The sequence below is a fragment of the Streptomyces sp. NBC_01689 genome, from assembly GCF_036250675.1.
Classification (GTDB): Bacteria; Actinomycetota; Actinomycetes; order Streptomycetales; family Streptomycetaceae; genus Streptomyces.
In genome coordinates this window covers 7734641-7759079 of record NZ_CP109592.1, presented here as the reverse complement: position 1 = coordinate 7759079, position 24439 = coordinate 7734641, and the positions used below count along the sequence as shown (strand labels likewise).

Sequence of the window (24439 nt, the reverse complement as noted above, 5' to 3'; positions counted from 1 at the left end):
GCCCGGGGGGCAGCAGAGGTCGCCGTGCGGACGGGCGAGGGCCCGGTGGGCCTGCGGGCGGGACTCAGGCGGTGCGCCTGATCAGCGCCAGGTACATCGCGTCGGTGCCGTGCAGATGCGGCCACAGCTGGATGTCGGGGCCGTCGCCCAGCGCCGGGACGTCCGGGAGCAGCGGACGGGCGTCGATCAGCTCGGCGGAGCCGTTCTCGTAGTGCTTGAGCACGTCGTCCACGACCGCGCGGGTCTCCGCGAGGTGCGGCGAGCACGTCGCGTATCCGACGACGCCGCCGATCCGTACGGAGTCGAGCGCGGTGCGCAGCAGTCCGCGCTGCAACGGCGCGAACCCGTCGAGGTCCTCGGGCCGGCGCCGCCAGCGCGCCTCGGGCCGGCGCCGCAGCGCACCGAGTCCGGTGCAGGGCACGTCCATCAGTACGCGGTCGAACGTGCCGGGCAGCCACGGCGGACGGGTGCCGTCGGCGGCGATGACCTGGTACGGCCCGGGGTTCCCGGCCAGCGCCTTGGCGACGAGCCCGGCCCGGTGGGGCTGCTTCTCGGAGGCGAGCAGCACGGCGCCGCGCTCCGCCGCCAGCCCGGCGAGCATGGCGGCCTTGCCACCGGGACCGGCGCAGCCGTCCAGCCAGGCCTTGTCGGGCCCGTCGAGCGGCGCGTTCGCGAGGGCCAGCGCCACCAGTTGGCTGCCCTCGTCCTGGACACCCGCGCGGCCCTCCCGCACGGCGTCGACGGCGCCGGGTTCGCCGCCCTCGCTGAGACGCACGGCGTAGGGCGACCAGCGCCCGGGAAGCGCGGACTCCTCCCCCAGCGCGCCGAGGAGTTCGCCGGCGGTGGAGCGGCCGGGCCGGGCCACGAGGGTCACCTCGGGACGCTCGTTGTCGGCCTCCAGCAGGTCCTCGATCCCGGCCCGGCCGCCGCCGAGCGCGTCCCACAGCGCGGAGACGACCCAGCGCGGGTGCGAGTGCACGACGGCGAGATGGTCCTCGGGGTCGTCCTCGTAGGGCGGTGCCACCTGCTCCAGCCAGCCGTCGAGGTCGTGCCGGGCGACCTTGCGCAGCACGGCGTTGACGAACTTGGCGCGTCCGTCGCCGAGGACGACGCGGGCGAGTTCGACCGAGGCGGACACGGCGGCGTGGGTGGGGATACGCGTGCCGAGCAGCTGGTGGACACCGAGGCTGAGGACGTCGAGGACCGGCGGGTCGACCTCGCGCAGCGGCCGGTCGACACAGGCAGAGATGACGGCGTCGTACGTGCCCTGCCTGCGCAGTGTGCCGTACACGAGCTCGGTCGCGAGCGCAGCGTCCCGCCCGTCGAAGCCGTCCTTCTCCCGCGCCTTGCGCAGCAGCGGCGGCAGGACGAGGTTCGCGTACGCGTCCCGCTCGTCCACGGCCCGCAGCGCCTCGAAGGCGAGGAAACGGACCGGGTCCTTCTGGGGGCGGCGGTAGGGCTTGCCGGGCTTGCTCGGCCGACGGGACTGCTCACTCACGAAAAAGGTGCTCCGGATCCAGGAAAGAGATGCGTGTATCAGCGTACGCCGCGACCGGACCCCGGCACCGGCCCGCTGCGCACGACGGGGGTCCCCGACGGTCACCGAGCGGGTCGGACCGCCCTGGACCGAGAGGTCCGGCGCGGACCGGCCCAGGGCGGGCGGACCGGGACGGGGCGGACGTGGGCGGGTAGCTCGGTCCCGGGCGGACCGGACACGTCGGTCCCGGGCGGACCGGGGCGGTCCCTCGGTGATTCCGGCCGGGCGCACCGGTTCCGGGCGGTTTCGGGTCGGGCGCACCGGTTTCCCGGCGGCTCCGGACCCGGCGCACCAGCTCCCGGGCGGCTCCGGACCCGGCGCACCAGTTTCCAGGCCGGCGTGCGCCGGGCACACCGGTCTCCGGTCTCCGGGCGGGCGTGGGCGCCCTCGGGACGCCAGGGCGCCACGACAGGCCTCGGCGACCCGGGTCGTGACGGGCCAGAGCCCGGCGCCCCCGTCGTGGCGCGCCCGGGCAGGGGGCGACCCCCGTCACCGCGCGCGGACCCGACGGCGCCCCCAGCCGGAACGAGCGCCGACCCGGCAGCGCCCCCGGTCGGGCGGCGCGCCCCGGCAGCGGGGCCACCCCCGTCACCGCGAGCGCGACCCCGGCCGCGGCGGGCGCCGACCCGGCAGCGACCCCGCTCGACGGCGACCCCGGTCGCGGCGGGCGCGTACCCGCCGACGACCCCGGTCGCGGCGGGCGGGGCGGCTGACCCCGGCCGGGGTCAGACCCCCAGCGCCTCTCCGGAGGAGATCCGTACGCCCCGCGCCCAGTCCGCCGCGCGCATCGGCTTCTTGCCCTGGGCCTGGACCCAGAGCAGCTCGACGGCGTACGAACCGGTTCCGACGTACACGTTGTTCTTGCCGACGGACAGCTCGCCCGGCGCGAGGTCGTCGCGCTCGGGCACCGGCGTGGCCTGCACGAGCTTGAGCCGTTCGCCGCGGAAGACGGTCCAGGCGCCCGGCGCGGGGGTGCATCCGCGGACCACCCGGTCCACGCGCATCGCCGGCGCGGACCAGTCCACGTGGGCGTTCTCGACGCTGATCTTCGGCGCCAGGGTGACACCGTCGGCCGGCTGCGGCACCGCCTTCAGGGAGCCGTCCTCGATGCCGTCCATGGTCGCGAGGAGCAGTCCGGACCCCGCGAAGGCCAGCCGGGTCAGCAGGTCCCCGCTGGTGTCGGTGGGCCGGACCTCCTCGGTGACGGTCCCGTACACGGGTCCCGAGTCGAGCCCCTCCTCGATGAGGAACGTGGACGCACCGGTGATCTCGTCACCGGCCATGACCGCGTGCTGCACCGGGGCGGCGCCGCGCCACGCGGGGAGCAGCGAGAAGTGCAGGTTGACCCAGCCGTGGGCGGGGACGTCCAGGGCGACCCGGGGCAGCAGCGCCCCGTAGGCCACCACGGGGCAGCAGTCGGGGCCGATCTCCCGCAGGCGCGTCAGGAACTCCTCGTCCCGCGGTCTGGCCGGCTTCAGCACCTCGATCCCGGCCTCCGCCGCCCGCTCGGCGACCGGGCTCGCGACGAGCCGCCGCCCTCGCCCGGCGGGCGCGTCGGGCCGCGTGACGACGGCGGCCACCTCGTGCCGCCCGGAGGCGATCAGGGCGTCCAGAGCGGGAACGGCGACCTCGGGGGTACCTGCGAAGACGAGCTTCATGGGTGGCGGTTGGCCTCTCGGGCGGGAATTCTTCAGACCCCGCGAGCACGCCGGCGGAGCCGAGGTACGGGGCAGCGCACCAGTCTATGCGGCGCGACGGCACCGGGCTCGGGCGCTGCCCGGACATCCCGGACCCGGCCCGCACCACCCCCGAACCCTGCCGCGCACCACGCCCGGACCCCGACCCGCACCACGCGCGAACCGGCCCGGATCCACGGGCGTCCCCGCCGGAAGCCGACCCGGCCGCCCCGGTCGTGACCACCGCCGAACGGGCCGTGCGCACCGGGGGCGTACGCCCCCCGACGCGCCCCGTGCATATGCCCCTACGCCCCCGCAGCGTGACCACTCACCCAAAAACGCGTTGGTCAAGAAAGAGTTGACCACCCAAGGGCCGTGATCGCGGCCCGATCCTTTTCAACGCCGGTTCGAGAGGCTTGTTCATGGCCGACCACGCAACCCACGACGCCCAGGCTCGGGCCAGCCTGCACCTGCTGGTGCGGGACATCGAGCGGGTCCGCCGGCAGGTGGACGCGCTGCGCACGCTCACCGCCCAGCTGGGCAACGTCTACCGCCCGCGCCGCTCCGGCCCCGCCACGGGCTTCGTCGTCTACGGGCGCGCGCCCGCCCCGACCGTCCGCCTCGCCCAGGAGCTGCGCGACAGCGTGGAGACGCTGGTCACGGCCGCCGTGGACTTCGACCGCTCGCTGGGCTTCTCGTGGGACGCGGTGGGCTCCGCACTCGGGGTCACCAAGCAGGCGGTGCACCGCCGTTACGGCGCCCGTCGCGCCGCCGCCCAGGCCGCCGCGGAGGCCGAGCGCGCCACCGAGCCGTCGAGCACCGGCGCCCGCACGGTCGCGGTCACCACCGGGGCCCCCGCGGTGCCGACGGTCCCCGCGGCCCGCTCCATGCCGACGCAGCCGACCGCGGGCAGTCCCACCCTCCGCGAGGACGTGCGGCCCACCGCCTTCCCGGGCCCGCGCAACGGCTGAGCTCGGCCGCCCTCAAGGACACGGCCGCTCCGCCCTGCCTCCCGGCGCCGCCGCCCCGGGAGGCAGCTGCCCGTCCCCCCTCCGTCACCCGATGTCCGGCGGATCGATCCGGATCCGGACGGGCTCGCTCCCCCCGCGCGCCATCCGTGCCGCCTGCGCGGCCTTCAACGCGGCCGCCAGCGCGGCGCCGCTCCCTGGCGGGACCCGGACCAGCGCCCGCTCCCACCGCTCCCCCGGCGGCGGCGCCCCCACCCGACGCGGTCGCCCGGCATCGGTGACGGGCAGCGGCACCGGCCCCAACACCTCGGCGTCACCGGGAAGTTCGACCACCGCGAGGAAACCGGCGAGCGCGTCCGGCGTACCGGAGACCGCCGCCATCCGTGACACCGGCGGAAATCCCAGCTCCGCCCGCTCGGCGAGTTCACGCACCGCGTGCCCGACCGGGTCCCAGCGGACGAGCGCCTGCACGGGACGCAGGGTCGGTTCCGCGACGACCACCACCGTGCCGCCCGCCCCCTGCCCGCGCACCAGCGCCGAGGCTCCGATCCAGCGCCGCAGCGCCTCCTCACCGGCTCGCAGATCGGGCCGCGACAGCATCGCCCAGCCGTCGAGCAGCAGCGCCGCGGCGTAACCGCCCTCGGCCACGGGTTCGGCGCCCGGCGTGGACACGACGAGCGCGGGTGTCCCCGGCACCGTGTCGAGCACCTGCTCGCGCCCCGAGGTCCGTACCGGCACCGCGGGGAAGGCCCGCCCGAGTTCCTCCGCGGTCCGCCGGGCGCCGACGACCTGCGCCCGCAGCCGGAAGCCGCCGCACTCGGGACAGTGCCAGGCCGCCTCGTCCCGCCCGCACCAGGTGCACCGCAGGGCGTCGGCGTCCCGCGCCTCCAGGGGACCCGCACAGTGCCGGCAGCGGGCCGGAGCACGGCACTGCGCGCAGGCCATCCGCGGTACGTAACCCCGCCGGGGCACCTGCACCAGCACGGGACCGTGCCGCAGCCCCTCCCTGACCGCCTGCCAGGCCGGCGTCGGCAGCCTGGCCGCCCGCGCCGCCTCGTCCCGGGCGAGATCCCCGTCGCCCACCGTCCGGATGAGCGGGGCGCAGGTCCTCACCTGGTCCCGTTCGGCGACCAGCGGCGCCGCCCAGCCGCTCTCGACCAGCTGCGCGGCCTCGACCGTGCAGCTCCAACTCCCCAGCAGGAAGGCGCATTTGTCATGGGCGGCACGCAGCAGGAGCACCTCCCGGGCATGCGGCTGCGGTGCGTGCGGCTCGCTGTGGCTGCCGTCCCCGTCGTCCCAGAGGACGACGAGCCCGAGATCGCGCACCGGCGCGAACATGGCCGCGCGGGTCCCCACGACGGCCCGTACGGATCCGCGCCGCACGGCGAGCCACTCCCGGTACCGCTTCTCGGGGCCGGCCTCGGCCGTGAGGACCGCGTGCCGCCCCTCCCCCAGCAACGCGGTCAGTGCCGCGTCCACGCGGGAGACGGTCCGGCCGTCCGGGACGACGACGAGCGCGCCGCGTCCCGAGGCGAGCGTCGCGCCCACGGCCCGGGCCAGCTCGTCCGCCCACTCGGGCCCCGGCAACGCGTTCCACACCGCGCGGGGGGAGCCGCCGCGGGCGAGCGACTCCACGAAGGCCGCCCCGCGGGTGTAGCGCGTCCAGGACTCCGCCGGGGGCGCGGCGGGGGCGGGCAGCGGCGCCGGAGAGGGCTTCGCCTCCGCCCGTGCGTTGCGCGGCGGCACGGCGAGCTGCAGCACGTCGGCGAGGCTGCCCGCGTACCGGTCGGCGACGGCCCGGGCCAGCCCGAGCAGTTCGGGTCCGAGGACCGGTTCGGGAGACACCACCTGGGCCAGCGCGGCGAGCGGTCCCGAGTAGTCCGACTCTGCCAGCCGCTCGACGAGGAAGCCGTCGATGAGGCCACCGCCCTCGCGCCGCCCGTCCCGCACCCGGTGCCGCCCCGCCCCGAACCGCACCCGGACCCGGACGCCGGGCTGTGCCTCGGCGTCGAGCTCCTCGGGCACGGCGTAGTCGAAGTACCGGTCCAGGTGCAGCACGCCCTTGTCGACGAGCACCCGTGCGACCGGCAGCTCCTTCGCGAGCGCGGCACCGCGCCAGGTCCGCGGCTTCGCCTTCGGTGCCCTGGCCTGCCGCACGCCCTCACGGATCAGCGCAAGCTGTTCGGGCGGCGCGCCCTCCGCGCCGCCCTCGCTCCGCCCGTCAGCGCTGCTCACAGCCATATTCCTACCAGACGGCACTGACACCGCCGTCCGGCCGGGAACAGGCGGGCACCGACCCCGGCCGGCTCCGCTCCGCCCGACCGTCGGCCGCCTTCCCCGCGGTCCTTACGGGCGGAGGGAGGCGGCGGCGACGCCGGTTCTCCCGAGATCCGGTCGGCAGCGGGCACATGACGCGTTCCGTTTCACCGCGCGCCCCGAGGACACGCTCCACCGAAGGAGCCGCGGCCATCGCACCGGGAGATCCAGATCCACAGCGTAGGAACCGGCGGGCGGTCGGCGCCAGGCGTTTTCCGGGCCGCCCCGCCTTCGACACCACCGCACGCCGCACGGACCCGGTCCCGGACAGCGACGAGGCCCGGCACCCCCGAAGGGGCACCGGGCCTCACCAGAACGCGGCGAGCCGCGCGTGCCTACAGGCCGACGGCCCTGCGCAGCGCGTCCACCCGGTCGGTCCGCTCCCACGTGAAGTCGGGCAGCTCGCGGCCGAAGTGACCGTACGCGGCGGTCTGGGAGTAGATCGGGCGCAGCAGGTCGAGGTCGCGGATGATGGCCGCCGGACGGAGGTCGAAGACCTCGGTGATGGCGGTCTCGATCTTCTCCGCGTCGACCTTCGCGGTGCCGAACGTCTCCACGAAGAGACCGACGGGCTCGGCCTTGCCGATGGCGTAGGCGACCTGGACCTCGCAGCGCGAGGCGAGGCCTGCGGCGACGACGTTCTTGGCGACCCAGCGCATCGCGTACGCGGCGGAACGGTCGACCTTGGACGGGTCCTTGCCGGAGAAGGCGCCGCCGCCGTGACGGGCCATGCCGCCGTACGTGTCGATGATGATCTTGCGGCCGGTCAGACCGGCGTCGCCCATCGGGCCGCCGATCTCGAAGCGGCCGGTCGGGTTGACCAGCAGGCGGTAGCCCTCGGTGTCCAGCTTGATGCCGTCGTCGAGGAGGGCCTTGAGCTCCGGCTCCACGACGAACTCGCGGATGTCCGGGGCGAGCAGCGAGTCCAGGTCGATGTCGCTCGCGTGCTGCGAGGAGACCACGACGGTGTCCAGCCGGACCGCCTTGTCACCGTCGTACTCGATGGTGACCTGGGTCTTCCCGTCGGGACGGAGGTAGGGGATCGTGCCGTTCTTGCGGACCTCGGAGAGCCGGCGGGAGAGCCGGTGCGCGAGATGGATCGGCAGCGGCATCAGGTTCGGGGTCTCGTCCGTCGCGTACCCGAACATCAGGCCCTGGTCACCGGCGCCCTGCTTGTCGAGCTCGTCCTCGTCACCCTCGACGCGGGACTCGTACGCCGTGTCGACACCCTGCGCGATGTCCGGTGACTGGGAGCCGATCGACACCGAGACACCGCAGGAAGCGCCGTCGAAGCCCTTCTTCGACGAGTCGTAGCCGATCTCCAGGATCTTCTCCCGGACCAGCTGCGCGATCGGCGCGTACGCCTTGGTCGTGACCTCCCCGGCCACGTGCACCAGGCCGGTCGTGATCAACGTCTCCACGGCGACCCGGGACGTCGGGTCCTCCCGCAGAAGCGCGTCGAGAATGGTGTCGCTGATCTGGTCAGCGATCTTGTCGGGGTGACCCTCGGTCACGGACTCCGAGGTGAACAGGCGACGGGACACAACGCTCCCTGTGGTTGCAGCGGCTGCTGGCTGATCATTGGCGGACGGGACGGGAGCTGCGCCCGGCGTCGTCCGAGAACAGTTTATCGGTCGCACTCGCCGACAGGCCCCCCTGTCTCGCTTCTCGGAAGCGCTGTGACCTGCGGCACGGGCATTCTGCGCCATGGAGATCGCTCTCCACCAGGGTCCCCGCGGGCGAATTTCGCACGGACGGAGGCACCCGTCGGGGTGACGGGACCCCCTCAGGCCAGACGGCGTGTCACCAGATCCCACACGGTCTCGGCCAGGGCTTCCTTGGGTCCGTGGGGCACCGCGGTCTCGCTGCCGTCGGCGCCCAGCACCACGGCCTCGTTCTCCTCGGAGCCGAAGGTCCTGCGCTCCCCCACCTCGTTGACCACGAGGAGGTCGCACCCCTTGCGCTCCAGTTTCGCGCGGCCGTTGGCGAGGACGTCGTCCGTCTCGGCGGCGAATCCGACCACGATCTGGCCGGGGCGCGCACGGTCCGCCGAGATCTCGGCCAGGATGTCCGGATTGCGCACCAGGACGATCGGTTCGGGCTCCTCGCCGTCCTTCTTCTTGATCTTCCCCGCCGCGTACACGGCCGGACGGAAGTCCGCGACGGCCGCCGCCATCACGACGGCGTCGGCGTCCGAGGTCGCCTTGAGCACCGCCTCGCGCAGCTGGACGGCCGTGCCCACCCGCACCACGTCCACGCCCGCCGGGTCGGGCAGTCCGGTGTTCGCGGCGATCAGCGTCACCCGGGCGCCCCGGGCGGCGGCGGTGCGCGCGAGGGCGTACCCCTGTTTGCCGGAGGAACGGTTGCCGAGGAAGCGGACGGGGTCGAGCGGCTCGCGGGTTCCGCCGGCGCTGACGACGACATGGCGGCCGGCGAGGTCGGGCTCGCGGACACCGCGCGCGAGCACCCGGCGGCAGACCTCGAAGATCTCCGCGGGGTCGGGCAGCCGGCCCTTGCCGGTGTCCACGCCGGTCAGCCGGCCCACCGCGGGTTCGATGACGACGGCTCCGCGGCGGCGGAGCGTCGCCACGTTCTCCTGCGTGGCCGGGTGCTCCCACATCTCGGTGTGCATGGCGGGCGCGAAGACGACCGGGCAGCGGGCGGTGAGCAGGGTGTTGGTGAGGAGGTCGTCGGCGAGCCCGTGCGCGGCCTTGGCGAGCATGTCGGCCGTCGCCGGTGCCACCACCACCAGGTCCGCGTGCTGTCCGATCCGGACGTGCGGGACCTCGTGGACGTCCGACCACACCTCGGTGGAGACCGGATGGCCGGATAGCGCGGACCAGGTGGCGGCGCCCACGAAGTGCAGGGCGGACGCGGTCGGTACGACCCGCACGTCGTGCCCCGACTCCGTCAGCCGGCGCAGCAGCTCGCACGCCTTGTACGCGGCGATGCCGCCGCTGACCCCCAGCACGACCTTCGGCTTGTCCACCGGGCCTCCCCACACTCGACACCCGCACGCCCCGGCTCGAAGGCGTACGGCTCCATGACACGACTCCATGACACACCACGGGCCCGGCAGGTGTGCTGCCGGGCCCGGAATGAAGTGCTGCGGCGGACTACTGCGCGGGGCCCTCGATGGCCTCGGACGTCAGCAGACCGGCGTTGATCTCGCGCAGGGCGATGGAGAGCGGCTTCTCGTGGACGTGGGTGTCGACGAGAGGACCGACGTACTCGAGGAGGCCCTCGCCGAGCTGCGAGTAGTACGCGTTGATCTGACGGGCGCGCTTGGCCGCGTAGATCACGAGGCTGTACTTCGAGTCGGTGGCCTCGAGGAGCTCGTCGATCGGAGGGTTGATGATGCCCTCGGGAGCGGTGATGGAAGAGGACACGCTCTGCCTTCCGAAAGGTGGAAATTGACCTGGAATATCAAACAACTTCCATCAAGGCTAGCAGCTCACGCGCCACGTCCTCGACGGAGGTGTTGACCAGGGTGACGTCGAACTCCGGCTCGGCGGCCAGTTCGACCTTCGCGGCGTCGAGCCGGCGTTCGATCACCTCGGGCGGTTCGGTGCCCCGCCCGGTGAGCCTGCGCACCAGCTCCTCCCATGAGGGCGGAGCCAGGAACACGAGGAGCGCCTCGGGCATGGACTCGCGGACCTGCCGGGCGCCCTGGAGGTCGATCTCCAGGAGGACCGGCACACCCGTCTCCAGGTGCTCCAGGACGGCCGCGCGGGGCGTCCCGTAGCGGTTGCCGGCGAATTCGGCCCACTCCAGGAGCTCGCCGTTGGCGATCAGCTTGTCCATCTCCTCGTCCGAGACGAAGAAGTAGTGGACCCCGTGCTTCTCACCGGGGCGCGGCTTGCGGGTCGTCGCCGACACCGAGAGCCATACCTCGGGGTGTTCCTTGCGCATATGAGCGACGACCGTGCTCTTGCCGACCCCTGAGGGGCCGGAGAGCACGGTCAGCCGCGGACGTTCACTCATGCAGCGATTATTCCAGCAATCCCGGAGTGCCCAGGACTCAGGCGCCGGAACCGCCGAACTCACGCTCCAAGGAGGCGATCTGGTTCGAGCCGAGACCGCGCACGCGGCGGCTCTCGGAGATCCCGAGTCGCTCCATGATCTGCTTGGCGCGGACCTTGCCCACGCCCGGCAGGGACTCGAGGAGAGCGGAGACCTTCATCTTGCCGATGACGTCGTTCTCCTGGCCCTGCTTGATGACCTCGTGAAGGGAGGCGCCGGAGTGCTTGAGTCGATTCTTGACCTCGGCCCGCTCCCGGCGAGCCGCGGCGGCCTTTTCGAGCGCGGCTGCGCGCTGTTCAGGGGTAAGGGGCGGAAGAGCCACGCCTACGTCACCTCGGATGTCGAACTGTCGGATACGGACCGGTGAGGAACCTAGTCGCCCCACACCTGGGGAGCTGCGAGCAACACGCCTGCCCGCGCTCCCCCACTTGCCTGGGGGGCGTGGGAGGTGCCCCCACTCGACGGAGACTAGCGGGCAAGTCCGCCGGAGTCAGCGAGAACAGCGGAAAAGTCCTGGTCAGCCTCCCTGGAGCCGGTCATTTGCGACATACTGCCCCGGATTTGAGGATGTATTCAGACTCGGGCCGCTCCGGACTCGCCCGCCGGAGGACCGCGGCCCGCCGTCCGGAGGCTCGCGGGAGGCGGGCCCGGGGTCCCGAAGGCCCCGATAGGCCCCGGAAAGGGCGGCTCAGGCGGCCTCGACCGCGGACCTGATCTCCTCCGCGAAGCGGTCCGCGGACTCCCGCAGCGCGAGAACGTCGGGACCGTGACGAAGAACACCCCGGCTCACGTTCGGGACGACGTTGCGCACGGCCGCCCCGAAGACTCCCGCGAGATCGGCCGCGGTGGCCCCCTGGGCACCGATCCCCGGCGCCAGGAGGGGTCCGTTGATCTCCAGGTCGTAGGAGGAGAGATCGCCCAGGGTGGCGCCGACGACCGCGCCGAAGGACCCCAGGGGGCTCTCCGCGGCGTTCTCGGCGGCCAGATGGGCGAGCACGGTCGCCCCGACGGTACGGCCGTCGCCGCGGACCGCGTGCTGCACCTCGCCGCCCTCCGGGTTGGAGGTGAGGGCGAGCACGAAGAGCCCGGCGCCGCTCTCGCGCGCCAGCTCCACCGCGGGCTTCAGCGAGCCGTAGCCCAGATAGGGCGACACGGTCAGCGCGTCGGAGAACAGCGGCGCGCCCTTGCGCAGGAAGGTCTCGGCGTACGCGGCCATGGTCGAACCGATGTCACCGCGCTTGGCGTCCATGACGACCAGCGCCCCCGCCTCCCGCGCCTCCTCGACCGACCTCTCCAGGACGGCGATCCCGCGCGAGCCGAAGCGCTCGAAGAACGCGCTCTGGGGCTTCAGGACGGCGACCCGCTCGGCGAGCGCCTCGACGACCGTGCGGCTGAACCGCTCCAGACCCGCGATGTCGTCACCGAGCCCCCAGTCGGCGAGCAGGGAGGCGTGCGGGTCGATACCGACGCACAGCGGGCCGCGCTCGTCCATCGCGCGGCGAAGACGTGCGCCGAAGGGTTCCAGGCTCATGCGGACTTCCTCACGTCGGCGCCGACCGCGTCGGCGAGGGTGGCGTACGGGCTCGTGCGCAGGCGGGCGGCGAGGCCCTTGTGGATCCCGCGGGCCCAGAAGGGCCCCTCGTAGACGAAGGCGCTGTACCCCTGGACCAGCGTGGCACCGGCCAGGATGCGCTGCCAGGCGTCCTCGGCGTTCTCGACGCCGCCCACGCCCACCAGGGTGACGCGGTCGCCCACGCGCGCGTAGAGGCGGCGCAGCACCTCCAGGGAGCGTGCCTTGAGCGGCGCGCCGGACAGACCGCCGGTCTCCTTCACCAGGGAGGGGTCGGAGGCCAGACCGAGGCCCTCGCGCGCGATGGTCGTGTTCGTGGCGATGATCCCGTCCAGGCCGAGGTCGACGGCGAGGTCGGCGACCGCGTCGACGTCCTCGTCCGCGAGGTCGGGCGCGATCTTGACGAGCAGCGGGACGCGCCGGTCGGGCACGGCGCGGTCGGCGGCCTCGCGCACGGCGCCGAGGAGCGGGCGCAGTGCCTCGGTGGCCTGCAGGTCGCGCAGGCCGGGGGTGTTCGGGGACGACACGTTCACGACGAGGTAGTCGGCGTGCCGGGCGAGCCGCCCGGCCGACTTCACGTAGTCGGCGACGGCCTCCGCCTCGGGGGCCGCCTTGGTCTTGCCGATGTTGACGCCGACGACGGTCCTGAAGACGGGCGTACGGGCCGCCAGGCGCTCGGAGACGGCCGCGGAGCCCTCGTTGTTGAATCCCATGCGGTTGATCAGCGCGCGGTCCGGCACGAGGCGGAACAGGCGCTTCCGGGGGTTGCCGGGCTGGGGCTCCCCGGTGACCGTGCCGATCTCGATGTGGTCGAAGCCGAGCATGGCCATGCCGTCGACGGCCACGGCGTTCTTGTCGAAGCCGGCCGCGAGCCCGAAGGGGCCGTGCATGCGCAGCCCGAACGCCTCGGTGCGCAGTTCCTCGAAGCGGGGCGCGAGCGCGGCGGCGGCGAAGGTGCGCAGGACGGGTACGCGGGCGGCGAGGCGGATCCAGCGGAAGGCGAGATGGTGGGCGCGCTCGGGGTCCATGCGTTTGAAGACGAGGTTGAAGAAGATCTTGTACATGTGTCCTCACGAAGACGTGGAGCCCTCGCGAAGAGGGGGACACCGTTTCCGGTGTCCCCCTCGTCCGGGCTCCTCGGGCTGCTAGTCGCGGGCCGCGGTCAGGTGCTCGGCGTGTTCCTGCAGGGAGCGCACGCCCACGTCGCCGTGGTTGAGCGCGTCGATGCCCTGGACGGCGGCGGCGAGCGCCTGGACCGTCGTCAGGCACGGCACGGACCGTGCCACGGCGGCCGTGCGGATCTCGTAGCCGTCGAGCCGGCCGCCGGTGCCGTACGGGGTGTTGACGATGAGGTCGACCTCGCCGTCGTGGATCAGCTGGACGATGGTCCGCTCGCCGTTCGGGCCGGTGCCCTCGGACTGCTTGCGCACGACCGTGGCGTTGATGCCGTTGCGCTTGAGCACCTCGGCCGTGCCGGACGTGGCGAGCAGTTCGAAGCCGTGGGCGACGAGTTCGCGCGCTGGGAAGATCATCGACCGCTTGTCGCGGTTGGCGACCGAGATGAAGGCGCGGCCCTTGGTGGGCAGCGGGCCGTAGGCGCCCGCCTGCGACTTGGCGTAGGCGGTGCCGAACACCGAGTCGATGCCCATGACCTCGCCCGTGGAGCGCATCTCGGGGCCGAGCACGGTGTCGACGCCGCGTCCGTGGATGTCGCGGAAGCGCGACCACGGCATGACGGCCTCCTTGACGGAGATCGGCGCGTCGAGGGGCAGTTCGCCGCCGTCGCCGTGCGCCGGGAGCAGGCCCTCGGTCCGCAGCTGGGCCACGGTCGCGCCCAGGGAGATCCGCGCGGCGGCCTTCGCCAGCGGCACCGCGGTCGCCTTCGAGGTGAAGGGGACGGTGCGCGAGGCGCGGGGGTTGGCCTCCAGGACATAGAGGATGTCGCCCGCCATGGCGAACTGGATGTTGATCAGGCCGCGGACGCCGACGCCCTTGGCGATGGCCTCCGTGGAGGCGCGCAGCCGCTTGATGTCGAAGCCGCCGAGGGTGATCGGCGGCAGTGCGCACGCGGAGTCGCCGGAGTGGATGCCGGCCTCCTCGATGTGCTCCATGACGCCGCCGAGGTACAGCTCCTCGCCGTCGTAGAGCGCGTCGACGTCGATCTCGATCGCGTCGTCGAGGAAGCGGTCGACCAGGACCGGCCGGGAGGGGCTGATCTCGGTCGACTCGGCGATGTAGGAGGACAGCCGGGTCTCGTCGTAGACGATCTCCATGCCGCGTCCGCCGAGGACGTAGGAGGGCCGTACGAGGACGGGGTAGCCGATCTCGTCGGCGATGGCCTTGGCCTCGGCGAACGTCGTGGCCGTGCCGTGCTTGGGGGCCGGCAGGCCGGCCTCGGCCAGGACCCGGCCGAAGGCGCCGCGGTCCTCGGCGGCGTGGATGGCCTCGGGGGACGTGCCGACGACCGGGACCCCGTTGTCCTTGAGCGCCTGGGACAGGCCCAGCGGGGTCTGTCCGCCGAGCTGCACGATCACGCCCGCGACCGGGCCGGCGAGGGTCTCCGCGTGCACGATCTCCAGCACGTCCTCGAGCGTCAGCGGCTCGAAGTACAGGCGGTCGGAGGTGTCGTAGTCGGTGGAGACGGTCTCGGGGTTGCAGTTCACCATCACGGTCTCGTAGCCCGCGTCGCTGAGCGCGAAGGAGGCGTGGACGCAGGAGTAGTCGAACTCGATGCCCTGGCCGATGCGGTTCGGGCCGGAGCCGAGGATGATGACCGCGGGCTTCTCGCGGGGCGCGACCTCGGTCTCCTCGTCGTAGGAGGAGTAGAAGTACGGCGTCTTCGCGGCGAACTCGGCGGCACAGGTGTCGACCGTCTTGTACACCGGGCGCACGCCCAGCGCGTGCCGCACCTCGCGCACGACGTCCTCGCGCAGTCCGCGGATCTCGGCGACCTGCGCGTCGGAGAAGCCGTGCCGCTTGGCCTCGGCGAGCAGCTCGGGGTGGAGCTTGTCGGCGTCCGCCAGCTCGTCCGCGATCTCCTTGATCAGGAAGAGCTGGTCGACGAACCACGGGTCGATCTTCGTCGACTCGAAGACCTCCTCGGGCGTGGCGCCCGCGCGGATGGCCTGCATGACGGAGTTGATACGGCCGTCGGTGGGACGGACGGCTTCGCGCAGCAGCTCGGCCTTGTCGCCGGGGTCCCCCACGAAGGTGAACTGGCTGCCCTTCTTCTCCAGCGAGCGCAGCGCCTTCTGCAGCGCCTCGGTGAAGTTGCGGCCGATCGCCATGGCCTCGCCGACCGACTTCATGGTCGTGGTGAGGGTGGAGTCGGCGCTCGGGAACTTCTCGAAGGCGAAGCGCGGGGCCTTGACCACCACGTAGTCGAGGGTCGGCTCGAAGGACGCCGGCGTCTTCTCGGTGATGTCGTTCGGGATTTCGTCGAGCGTGTAGCCGACGGCGAGCTTGGCGGCGATCTTGGCGATCGGGAAACCGGTCGCCTTGGAGGCCAGCGCCGAGGAGCGGGAGACGCGCGGGTTCATCTCGATGACGATCACCCGGCCGTCCTCGGGGTTCACCGCGAACTGGATGTTGCAGCCGCCGGTGTCGACGCCGACCTCGCGGATGACGGCGATGCCGACGTCGCGCAGGATCTGGTACTCGCGGTCGGTGAGCGTCATCGCCGGGGCGACGGTGATCGAGTCGCCCGTGTGCACGCCCATGGGGTCGAAGTTCTCGATGGAGCAGACGACCACGACGTTGTCGTGCTTGTCGCGCATCAGCTCCAGCTCGTACTCCTTCCAGCCGAGGATGGACTCCTCCAGGAGCACCTCGGTGGTCGGGGAGAGCGTCAGTCCCTGGCCGGCGATGCGGCGCAGCTCCTCCTCGTCGTGCGCGAAGCCGGAGCCGGCGCCGCCCATCGTGAAGGAGGGGCGGACGACGACGGGGTAGCCACCGAGGGTGTCGACGCCCGCGATGACGTCGTCCATGGAGTGGCAGATGACGGAGCGGGCGGACTCGCCGTGCCCGATCTTCGCGCGGACGGCCTCGACGACGCCCTTGAAGAGTTCGCGGTCCTCGCCCTTGTTGATGGCCTCGACGTTGGCGCCGATGAGCTCGACGCCGTACTTGTCGAGGGTTCCGGCGTCGTGCAGCGAGATGGCCGTGTTGAGGGCCGTCTGACCGCCGAGGGTGGGCAGCAGCGCGTCCGGGCGCTCCTTGGCGATGATCTTCTCGACGAACTCGGGGGTGATCGGCTCGACGTAGGTGGCGTCGGCGATCTCCGGGTCGGTCATGATCGTCGCCGGGTTGGAGTTGACCAGGATGACCCTGAGCCCCTCGGCGCGCAGGACGCGGCACGCCTGGGTGCCGGAGTAGTCGAACTCGGCGGCCTGGCCGATGACGATCGGGCCGGAGCCGATGACCAGGACGGACTGGATATCGGTGCGCTTAGGCACGCTGGCCCTCCATCAGGGATACGAAGCGGTCGAACAGGTAGGCGGCGTCGTGCGGGCCGGCTGCCGCTTCGGGGTGGTACTGGACGCTGAAGGCCGGCTGGTCGAGGAGGTGGAGCCCCTCGACGACCTGGTCGTTCAGGCAGACGTGGGAGACCTCGGCGCGGCCGTAGGGGGTCTCGGAGACCTTGTCGAGCGGCGCGTCGACGGCGAAACCGTGGTTGTGCGCGGTGACCTCGACCTTGCCGGTCGTCCGGTCCTGCACGGGCTGGTTGATGCCGCGGTGGCCGTACTTCAGCTTGTAGGTGCCGAAGCCGAGCGCGCGGCCGAGGATCTGGTTGCCGAAGCAGATGCCGAACAGGGGCGTCTTCCGGGCGAGGACCTCCCGCATGACGGAGACCGGTCCGTCGGCGGTGGCGGGGTCGCCGGGGCCGTTGGAGAAGAAGACGCCGTCCGGGTCCACGGCGTAGACGTCCTCGGCGGTGGCCGTGGCGGGCAGCACGTGCACCTCGATGCCGCGCTCGGCCATCCGGTGCGGGGTCATGCCCTTGATGCCCAGGTCCACGGCGGCGACGGTGAACTTCTTCTCGCCGATCGCGGGGACGACGTACGTCTCCTTGGTGGCGACCTCGGCGGCGAGGTTCGCGCCCTGCATCTCGGGCGCCTGGCGGACCTCGCCGAGCATGGTGCCCTCGTCGGGCAGCGCGTTGCCGGAGAAGATGCCGACGCGCATGGCGCCGCGCTCGCGCAGGTGGCGGGTGAGGGCGCGGGTGTCGACGCCGCTGATGCCGACGACGCCCTGTTCGCGCAGTTCCTCGTCGAGGGAGCGGCGGGAGCGCCAGCTGGAGGGGACGCGCGCGGGGTCGCGGACGACGTAGCCGGCCACCCAGATCCGGCGCGACTCGGGGTCCTCGTCGTTGACACCGGTGTTGCCGACGTGCGGGGCGGTCATGACGACGACCTGCCGGTGGTACGACGGGTCGGTGAGGGTCTCCTGGTAGCCGGTCATCCCGGTGGAGAACACGGCCTCGCCGAAGGTCACCCCCACGGCCCCGTAGGCGCGGCCGCGGAAGATCCGGCCGTCCTCCAGGACGAGTACGGCGGGAGCCGCCTGGTGCCTTCGCGAGGCGGCTCCCTGGATGGAGGTCGTCATCGTGCGCCTTCCGTGTCGGTGCTCTTGTTGATCATGTGGTTCAGGGCCTCGACCCATGCGCCGTGCTCGGCCGCGCGGTCGGAGCGGAAGCCGGAGTCGATCAGCCGGCCGCCGTGCGCCCAGGTGACGACGAGCAGACCGCCCTCGGTCAGGACCTTGCCGGCGATGCCCTTGTCGAGCCGGGCCTCGCGCAGCGCCTCGGCGGGGACGAAGAAGTCGGCCGCGCCGGGGCGTACGACGTCCAGTCCCGCGTCCGTCAGCGTGAGCTCGACCCGGCTGCGGGTGCCCAGGCCACGCGCGACGATGCGGTCGAGCCACTGCCCGGCCGTGGTGGAGCCGTGGTAGCGGCCGCTCATGTCCAGTCTGGCCGGGCCGGGGTCGTGCGGCGCGGTGGGCAGCTCCGGCAGGTCGCCCTGGAGGGTGCCGCGCCACTTCCAGCCCTCGCGCATCAGCCAGTAGACGAGGGCGACGAAGAGGGCGAGTCCGACGAGCCAGCCGATGCGGGCGGACCAGTCGGTCACTTCGGCCGACTTCTGTTCGGCGGCCAGGGAGGCGGCCATCGGGATGAGAGGTGTCACGCGAGCTTCCCGTCGACGAGGGTGGCGTTGCCCCGCAGCCAGGTGTGGGTGACCCGGCCCGGCAGCTCACGGCCCGCGTAGGGGGTGTTGCGGCTGCGCGAGGCGAAGCCCGCGGGGTCCACGGACCCACGGTATGCGGTGTCGACGAGGGTGAGGTTGGCGGGCTCGCCCGCCGAGACGGGACGGCCGTGTCCGTCGGCCCGCCCGATGCGGGCGGGTGCGGACGACATCCGGTCGGCGACGCCGGTCCAGTCGAGCAGTCCCGTCTCGACCATCGTCTGCTGGACGACGGACAGCGCGGTCTCCAGGCCCACCATGCCCATGGCGGCGGCGGCCCACTCGCAGTCCTTGTCCTCGTGCGGGTGCGGCGCGTGGTCGGTGGCGACGATGTCGATCGTGCCGTCGGCGAGCGCCTCGCGCAGGGCCATGACGTCCCGCTCGGTCCGCAGCGGCGGGTTGACCTTGTAGACCGGGTCGTACGTGCGCACCAGTTCGTCGGTGAGCAGCAGGTGGTGCGGGGTGACCTCGGCGGTGACGGCGATGCCGCGGGACTTGGCCCAGCGGACGATCTCGACGGAGCCGGCGGTCGAGAGGTGGCAGATGTGGACGCGGGAGCCGACGTGCTCGGCGAGCAGGACGTCCCGGGCGATGATCGATTCCTCGGCCACCGCCGGCCAGCCCCCGAGGCCGAGTTCGGCGGAGACGACGCCCTCGTTCATCTGGGCGCCCTCGGTGAGGCGGGGTTCCTGGGCGTGCTGGGCGACGACGCCGCCGAAGGCCTTCACGTACTCCAGCGCCCGGCGCATGATCACCGCGTCGTCGACGCACTTGCCGTCGTCCGAGAAGACCGTGACGCCGGCGGCGGACTCGTGCATCGCGCCCAGCTCGGCGAGCTTCTTGCCCTCCAGGCCGACCGTGACGGCGCCGATGGGCTGCACATCGCAGTAGCCGTGTTCCCGGCCGAGCCGGTAGACCTGCTCGACGACACCGGCGGTGTCGGCGACCGGGAAGGTGTTGGCCATGGCGAACACGGCCGTGTAGCCGCCGCTCGCCGCCGCCCGGGTGCCGGTCAGGACGGTCTCGGAGTCCTCACGGCCGGGCTCGCGCAGATGGGTGTGCAGGTCGACGAGGCCCGGCAGGAGCACCTTGCCGTCCGCCTCGACCACCTCGGCGCCCTCGGCGGACAGGCCGGTGCCGACCTCCGCGATCACGTCGCCGTCGATCAGGACGTCCTGCGGCTCGCCGCCGAGCACCTTCGCACCACGGATCAGGATCTTGCTCATTCTTCTTACTTCTCCTCGGTGCGGGTGTGGGTGACGGCGGGCTCGTTGCCGCCCAGCAGCAGGTACAGGACGGCCATGCGGATGGAGACGCCGTTGGCGACCTGCTCCACGACGGTGCAGCGGTCGGAGTCGGCGACCTCGGCGGTGATCTCCATGCCGCGGACCATCGGGCCGGGGTGCATCACGATGGCGTGCTCGGGCATCTTCGCCATCCGGTCGCCGTCGAGGCCGTAGCGCCGCGAGTACTCGCGCTCGGTCGGGAAGAAGGCCGCGTTCATGCGCTCGCGCTGGACGCGCAGCATCATCACGGCGTCGGACTTGGCGAGGGTGCTGTCGAGGTCGTAGGAGATCTCGCAGGGCCAGGTCTCGACGCCGACGGGCACCAGGGTGGGCGGCGCGACGAGGGTGACCTGGGCGCCGAGGGTGTGCAGCAGGTCGACGTTGGAGCGGGCGACGCGGCTGTGCAGGACGTCACCGACGATCGTGATCCGGCGGCCGGCCAGGTCCTGGCCGATCCCGGCGTCCCGGCCGACCAGACGGCGGCGCATGGTGAAGGCGTCCAGCAGGGCCTGCGTGGGGTGCTGGTGGGTGCCGTCGCCCGCGTTGATGACGGCGGCGTCGATCCAGCCGGAGGTGGCGAGCCGGTACGGGGCCCCGGAGGCGCCGTGCCGGATGACGACGGCGTCGACGCCCATGGCCTCCAGGGTCTGGGCGGTGTCCTTGAGGGACTCGCCCTTGGAGACGCTCGATCCCTTGGCGGTGAAGTTGATGACGTCCGCGGAGAGGCGCTTCTCGGCGGCCTCGAAGGAGATCCGGGTCCGGGTCGAGTCCTCGAAGAAGAGGTTGACGACGGTGCGGCCGCGCAGGGTCGGCAGCTTCTTGATCGGCCGGTCGGCGACCCGGGCCATCTCCTCGGCGGTGTCGAGGATGAGGACGGCGTCGTCGCGGGTGAGGTCGGCGGCCGAGATGAGATGACGCTGCATCTGTCAGGCTCCGTAAGGCAGTTCAGTTCGGGAGGCGGACGCCGCGGGGGTGTGCCCCGGAGGCGCCGCGGGAGGGCGTGCGGGCGCGCGGGCGTGCTCGGTGGGCGTACCGCGGTGACGGACGCCGGAGGCCGAGGTCGCTACTGCTGCGCGTCCGGGGAGATCCGCTTCGCACCGAGCAGCACGGTGTCGCGACCGTCCTCCTCGGCGAGCTGGACCTTGACCGTCTCCCGCAGCGACGTGGGGAGGTTCTTGCCGACGTAGTCGGCGCGGATGGGCAGTTCGCGGTGGCCTCGGTCGACGAGGACCGCGAGCTGCACGGCACGCGGGCGGCCGATGTCGTTCAGCGCGTCCAGGGCGGCGCGGATCGTGCGTCCCGAGAAGAGCACGTCGTCCACGAGGACGACCAGCCTGCCGTCGACGCCGTCACCGGGGATCTCGGTACGGGCCAGCGCTCGGGGCGGATGCATGCGCAGGTCGTCGCGGTACATGGTGATGTCGAGCGAGCCCACCGGGATCTTGCGGCCGGTGATCTCCGCGAGCTTGTCGGCCAGCCTGCGGGCCAGGAAGACGCCCCGGGTCGGGATGCCGAGGAGCACCACGTCGTCGGCGCCCTTGGCGCGCTCGACGATCTCGTGGGCGATACGGGTCAGCACCCGCGCGATGTCGGGGCCTTCGAGCACGGGCCGCGCACCGGCCGCGTACTGCTGCTTTTCCTGCTCAGAGTCCATACGAAACGGACCTCCTTCTCCGCCTCACGGGACGGATCATTAAAGGACGTCGGATTTGCGCCAACCACGGTACCAGCCCCGCAACGCGCCTGATCACCCCCCTTCGAGCCACCCCGGGTGACCCGGGTGGAGCGCCGGGTCCGGCCCCTTCGGCTTGACGGGGGAGAGTAACGCTGCGTAACCTCACAGTGAGTCACCAGAGTCACCAGCCGCGCGGCCGAGCCGCACGTTGATACAGCGTCCGGGGAGCTATATGTCCAGCGAATACGCCAAACAGCTCGGGGCCAAGCTCCGGGCCATCCGCACCCAGCAGGGCCTTTCCCTCCACGGAGTCGAGGAGAAGTCCCAGGGACGCTGGAAGGCGGTCGTGGTCGGTTCCTACGAGCGAGGCGACCGTGCCGTGACCGTGCAGCGTCTTGCCGAACTGGCCGATTTCTACGGGGTCCCCGTGCAGGAACTGCTGCCGGGCACCACGCCGGGCGGAGCCGCCGAGCCGCCGCCGAAGCTCGTCCTGGACCTGGAGCGGCTGGCCCATGTGCCGGCCGAGAAGGCGGGACCCCTGCAGCGCTACGCCGCGACGATCCAGTCGCAGCGCGGTGACTACAACGGCAAGGTGCTCTCGATCCGCCAGGACGACCTGCGCACCCTCGCCGTCATCTACGACCAGTCGCCCTCGGTCCTCACCGAGCAGCTGATCAGCTGGGGTGTGCTGGACGCCGACGCGCGCCGCGCCGTCGCCCACGAAGAGGTCTGACCCCTTCGCACAGCTCAGCAGAAACGTGCCGCCGGGGTGGCCGGAACCAAGGGGTTCCGGCCACCCCGGCGGCTTTCTGCGGCCCTCGGGGCCCTCGCGGGCACGGGAACGCCGGAGGGCCCGCAGCGAACGCGCTGCGGGCCCTCCGGCGATGTCCCACCTGTTCCCAGGCTGTGCGGACGAGCCCGGTCAGGACTCGTCACGGCGGAGCGACGGCTTCAGGTCCTTGAGCCGGCCCAGGAGCCCGTTGACGAACGAGGGCGACTCGTCCGTGGAGAACTCCTTGGCGAGCTGCACCGCCTCGTCGATGACCACCGCGTCGGGGGTCCCGTCGACCCAGATCAGCTCGTAGGCGCCGAGGCGCAGGATGTTGCGGTCGACGACCGGCATCCTGTCCAGCGTCCAGTCGACGGCGTACGTCGCGATGAGCTCGTCGATCCGCTTCGCCTTGGTGGCGTAGCCCTCGACCAGCTCCATCGTGTACTCGCTGACCGGCGGCTGCCGGGTGTCGCTCCGGGAGTGCCGGATCCAGTCCGCGAGGACCGTCAGGACGTCCACGCCGCGCTGGTCGCCCTCGAAGAGGATCTGGAAGGCGCGCTTGCGGGCCGTGTTGCGGGCAGCCACGGTTAGCTGTTCACCCGGCCGAGGTAGTCGCTCGTGCGGGTGTCGACCTTGATCTTCTCACCGGTGGTGATGAAGAGCGGGACCTGGATCTGGTGGCCGGTCTCCAGGGTGGCGGGCTTGGTGCCACCGGTGGAGCGGTCGCCCTGGACACCCGGCTCGGTCTCCTGGATGACGAGCTCGACGGCGGCGGGCAGCTCCACGAAGAGCACCTCGCCCTCGTGCTGCGCCACGGTGGCCGTGAAGCCCTCGATCAGGAAGTTGGCGGCGTCACCGACGGACTTGCGGTCGACCATGAGCTGGTCGTACGTGTCCATGTCCATGAAGACGAAGTACTCGCCGTCCATGTACGAGAACTGCATGTCGCGCTTGTCGATCGTGGCCGTCTCGACCTTGACGCCGGCGTTGAACGTCTTGTCGACGACCTTGCCGGAGAGCACGTTCTTCAGCTTGGTGCGCACGAAGGCCGGGCCCTTGCCGGGCTTGACGTGCTGGAACTCGACGACGGACCAGAGCTGGCCTCCGTCGAGCTTGAGCACCAGGCCGTTCTTGAGGTCGTTCGTGGAAGCCACGGTTGCGGAATCTCCTGGACTGACGTGGACGACCCCGGGACACGCGCACAGCCGGAGGCTAGAGCGCGAGCAGTTCCTTGGTCGTGATGGTGAGTAGCTCGGGTCCGCCGTCCGCCTCGGGGCGCACGACGAGCGTGTCATCGATCCGGACACCGCCCCGGCCCGGGAGGTGGACCCCCGGTTCGACGGTGACCGGCACGCAAGCGTCCAGTTTACCCATGGCCGCGGGGGCCAGCTGCGGGTCCTCGTCGATTTCGAGCCCGACGCCGTGCCCCGTCAGTGAAGGGAGGGCCTCCGCGTACCCCGCGGAGTCGAGGACCTGGCGGGCCGCGCGGTCCACGTCGCGGTAGGCCGCGCCCGGCACCAGGGCCTCGCGTCCGGCCCGCTGGGCGGCGAAGACGAGGTCGTAGAGGGCGATCTGCCAGTCCGCGGGCGAGGTGCCGATCACGAAGGTACGGCCGACCTCACAGCGGTAGCCGCGGTAGGTCGCGCCGAGGCAGACGGACAGGAAATCGCCTTCCTCGACCCGTCGGTCCGTGGGCCGGTGCCCGCATCTGCCGGAGTTCGGCCCGGTGCCCACGGAGGTCGCGAAGGCCGGTCCGTCGGCGCCGTGGTCGACCAGCCGGCGCTCCAGTTCGAGGGCGAGATGACGTTCCGTCCGACCGACGAGGATGGATTCGAGGAGTTCCCCGAGTGCCTGGTCGGCGATCTCGGCGCCGATCCGCAGACAGGAGATCTCCTCCTCGTCCTTGATCACCCGCAGCTGTTCGACCGCGGCGCCCAGGTCGCTCAGGCGCAGCCGGGGTGCCACCGATCCCATGGCCCGGTGCCGGGTCACCGTCAGGTGGTGTTCCTCCACGGCCAGCGAGTCGGCTCCCTGAGCGGTGGCGACATCGGCCGCGGCCACGGCCGGATCACCGCCGGGCCCCGTCGGCGTCTGTACGCGCAACGCCTCGTCCAGGCGTCCCGCGCCCGCCTCTTCGAGCAGCGGGCCCGCGCAGAACAGCAGGTCCTCCTCCCGGCCCAGCAGGAGGACGGCACCCTGCGGGGCCGCCCCCGCGAGGTATCTCACGTTGGCGGGGCGCGTGACGAGCGCGGTCGCGCTGCCACCCGCGGTACAGCGCTCCCTCAGCCGCTCGCGGCGAACCGCGTACACCTCTGACATGGATCGAGCCTACGAGCGCCGACCGGATACCGCCGGTTCTGCGGGGCCGGACGGGCGG

Annotated in this window: 21 protein-coding genes; 2 read left to right on the top strand and 19 right to left on the bottom strand. The window is 72.3% G+C overall.

Annotated features, from left to right (window positions below):
* Positions 1 to 64: 64 nt before the first annotated feature.
* Together OG776_RS33255 and fmt are read right to left on the bottom strand one after the other, a co-directional pair.
* Positions 65 to 1498: an RsmB/NOP family class I SAM-dependent RNA methyltransferase gene (locus tag OG776_RS33255; RefSeq protein ID WP_329322994.1), complete on the bottom strand. Its 1434-nt coding sequence runs from the start codon at positions 1496 to 1498 to the stop codon at positions 65 to 67.
* 764 nt (positions 1499 to 2262) lie between these two features.
* Complete coding sequence (gene fmt, locus OG776_RS33250) at positions 2263 to 3195, bottom strand: methionyl-tRNA formyltransferase (RefSeq protein WP_329322993.1); 933 nt, start codon at positions 3193 to 3195, stop codon at positions 2263 to 2265.
* A 440-nt stretch (positions 3196 to 3635) separates the two neighbouring features.
* Here fmt and OG776_RS33245 point away from each other — a divergent pair, with 440 nt between their 5' ends.
* Complete coding sequence (locus tag OG776_RS33245) at positions 3636 to 4184, top strand: hypothetical protein (protein WP_148007842.1); 549 nt, start codon at positions 3636 to 3638, stop codon at positions 4182 to 4184.
* A gap of 84 nt (positions 4185 to 4268) precedes the next feature.
* On the opposite strand, the gene OG776_RS33240 is transcribed toward OG776_RS33245, so the two are convergent.
* The 14 genes from OG776_RS33240 to pyrR all read right to left on the bottom strand — a co-directional run bounded on the left by OG776_RS33240 (position 4269) and on the right by pyrR (position 21269).
* Entirely contained in the window at positions 4269 to 6422 is a 2154-nt protein-coding gene (locus OG776_RS33240) for a primosomal protein N' (RefSeq protein ID WP_401505127.1), read from the bottom strand.
* 410 nt (positions 6423 to 6832) lie between these two features.
* A complete protein-coding gene (gene metK / locus OG776_RS33235; RefSeq protein ID WP_148007835.1) occupies positions 6833 to 8041 on the bottom strand; it encodes a methionine adenosyltransferase in 1209 nt (402 codons plus the stop codon).
* A 242-nt stretch (positions 8042 to 8283) separates the two neighbouring features.
* The gene (gene coaBC, locus OG776_RS33230) at positions 8284 to 9486 is read right to left on the bottom strand and encodes a bifunctional phosphopantothenoylcysteine decarboxylase/phosphopantothenate--cysteine ligase CoaBC (RefSeq protein WP_329322991.1); all 1203 of its coding nucleotides are present in this window, start codon (positions 9484 to 9486) and stop codon (positions 8284 to 8286) included.
* Between the two features lie 127 nt (positions 9487 to 9613).
* A complete protein-coding gene (gene rpoZ / locus OG776_RS33225; RefSeq protein WP_005319902.1) occupies positions 9614 to 9886 on the bottom strand; it encodes a DNA-directed RNA polymerase subunit omega in 273 nt (90 codons plus the stop codon).
* 37 nt (positions 9887 to 9923) lie between these two features.
* Positions 9924 to 10481, bottom strand: coding sequence for a guanylate kinase (gene gmk / locus OG776_RS33220; RefSeq protein WP_148007833.1), 558 nt, complete (start codon positions 10479 to 10481; stop codon positions 9924 to 9926).
* Between the two features lie 37 nt (positions 10482 to 10518).
* Positions 10519 to 10842, bottom strand: coding sequence for an integration host factor (locus tag OG776_RS33215; protein ID WP_016638838.1), 324 nt, complete (start codon positions 10840 to 10842; stop codon positions 10519 to 10521).
* A 366-nt stretch (positions 10843 to 11208) separates the two neighbouring features.
* Positions 11209 to 12051, bottom strand: coding sequence for an orotidine-5'-phosphate decarboxylase (gene pyrF, locus OG776_RS33210; protein WP_329322990.1), 843 nt, complete (start codon positions 12049 to 12051; stop codon positions 11209 to 11211).
* A complete protein-coding gene (locus OG776_RS33205; protein ID WP_148007832.1) occupies positions 12048 to 13154 on the bottom strand; it encodes a quinone-dependent dihydroorotate dehydrogenase in 1107 nt (368 codons plus the stop codon). The genes pyrF and OG776_RS33205 overlap by 4 nt, the downstream gene beginning before the upstream one ends.
* Before the next feature lie 81 nt (positions 13155 to 13235).
* Positions 13236 to 16544, bottom strand: a complete 3309-nt coding sequence (gene carB, locus OG776_RS33200; RefSeq protein ID WP_148007831.1) for a carbamoyl-phosphate synthase large subunit — start codon at positions 16542 to 16544, stop codon at positions 13236 to 13238.
* Positions 16537 to 17694, bottom strand: coding sequence for a glutamine-hydrolyzing carbamoyl-phosphate synthase small subunit (carA, locus tag OG776_RS33195; protein ID WP_148007830.1), 1158 nt, complete (start codon positions 17692 to 17694; stop codon positions 16537 to 16539). Before carA ends, carB begins: the two co-directional genes overlap by 8 nt.
* Entirely contained in the window at positions 17691 to 18254 is a 564-nt protein-coding gene (locus OG776_RS33190) for a PH-like domain-containing protein (RefSeq protein ID WP_384964096.1), read from the bottom strand. The genes carA and OG776_RS33190 overlap by 4 nt, the downstream gene beginning before the upstream one ends.
* A 14-nt stretch (positions 18255 to 18268) precedes the next feature.
* Positions 18269 to 19555 (bottom strand): dihydroorotase, encoded by a 1287-nt coding sequence (locus tag OG776_RS33185; RefSeq protein ID WP_329322988.1) that lies wholly within the window; start codon positions 19553 to 19555, stop codon positions 18269 to 18271.
* Positions 19556 to 19560: 5 nt separating this feature from the next.
* Entirely contained in the window at positions 19561 to 20538 is a 978-nt protein-coding gene (locus tag OG776_RS33180) for an aspartate carbamoyltransferase catalytic subunit (RefSeq protein WP_148007827.1), read from the bottom strand.
* A gap of 140 nt (positions 20539 to 20678) precedes the next feature.
* Positions 20679 to 21269 carry a bifunctional pyr operon transcriptional regulator/uracil phosphoribosyltransferase PyrR gene (pyrR, locus tag OG776_RS33175; RefSeq protein ID WP_148007826.1) on the bottom strand — a complete coding sequence of 197 codons (591 nt, stop codon included), beginning with the start codon at positions 21267 to 21269 and terminating at the stop codon, positions 20679 to 20681.
* A gap of 253 nt (positions 21270 to 21522) precedes the next feature.
* Here pyrR and bldD point away from each other — a divergent pair, with 253 nt between their 5' ends.
* Positions 21523 to 22023: a transcriptional regulator BldD gene (gene bldD, locus OG776_RS33170; RefSeq protein WP_148007825.1), complete on the top strand. Its 501-nt coding sequence runs from the start codon at positions 21523 to 21525 to the stop codon at positions 22021 to 22023.
* Positions 22024 to 22212: 189 nt separating this feature from the next.
* On the opposite strand, the gene nusB is transcribed toward bldD, so the two are convergent.
* From nusB to OG776_RS33155, 3 genes are read right to left on the bottom strand one after another with little or no spacing between them, the layout of a single operon-like run.
* Complete coding sequence (gene nusB / locus OG776_RS33165; protein ID WP_148007824.1) at positions 22213 to 22647, bottom strand: transcription antitermination factor NusB; 435 nt, start codon at positions 22645 to 22647, stop codon at positions 22213 to 22215.
* 2 nt (positions 22648 to 22649) lie between these two features.
* Positions 22650 to 23216 carry an elongation factor P gene (gene efp, locus OG776_RS33160; RefSeq protein ID WP_010988257.1) on the bottom strand — a complete coding sequence of 189 codons (567 nt, stop codon included), beginning with the start codon at positions 23214 to 23216 and terminating at the stop codon, positions 22650 to 22652.
* Positions 23217 to 23274: 58 nt separating this feature from the next.
* On the bottom strand, positions 23275 to 24381 hold the full coding sequence (locus OG776_RS33155) for an aminopeptidase P family protein (protein WP_148007823.1): 1107 nt from the start codon (positions 24379 to 24381) through the stop codon (positions 23275 to 23277).
* Positions 24382 to 24439 lie beyond the last annotated feature (58 nt).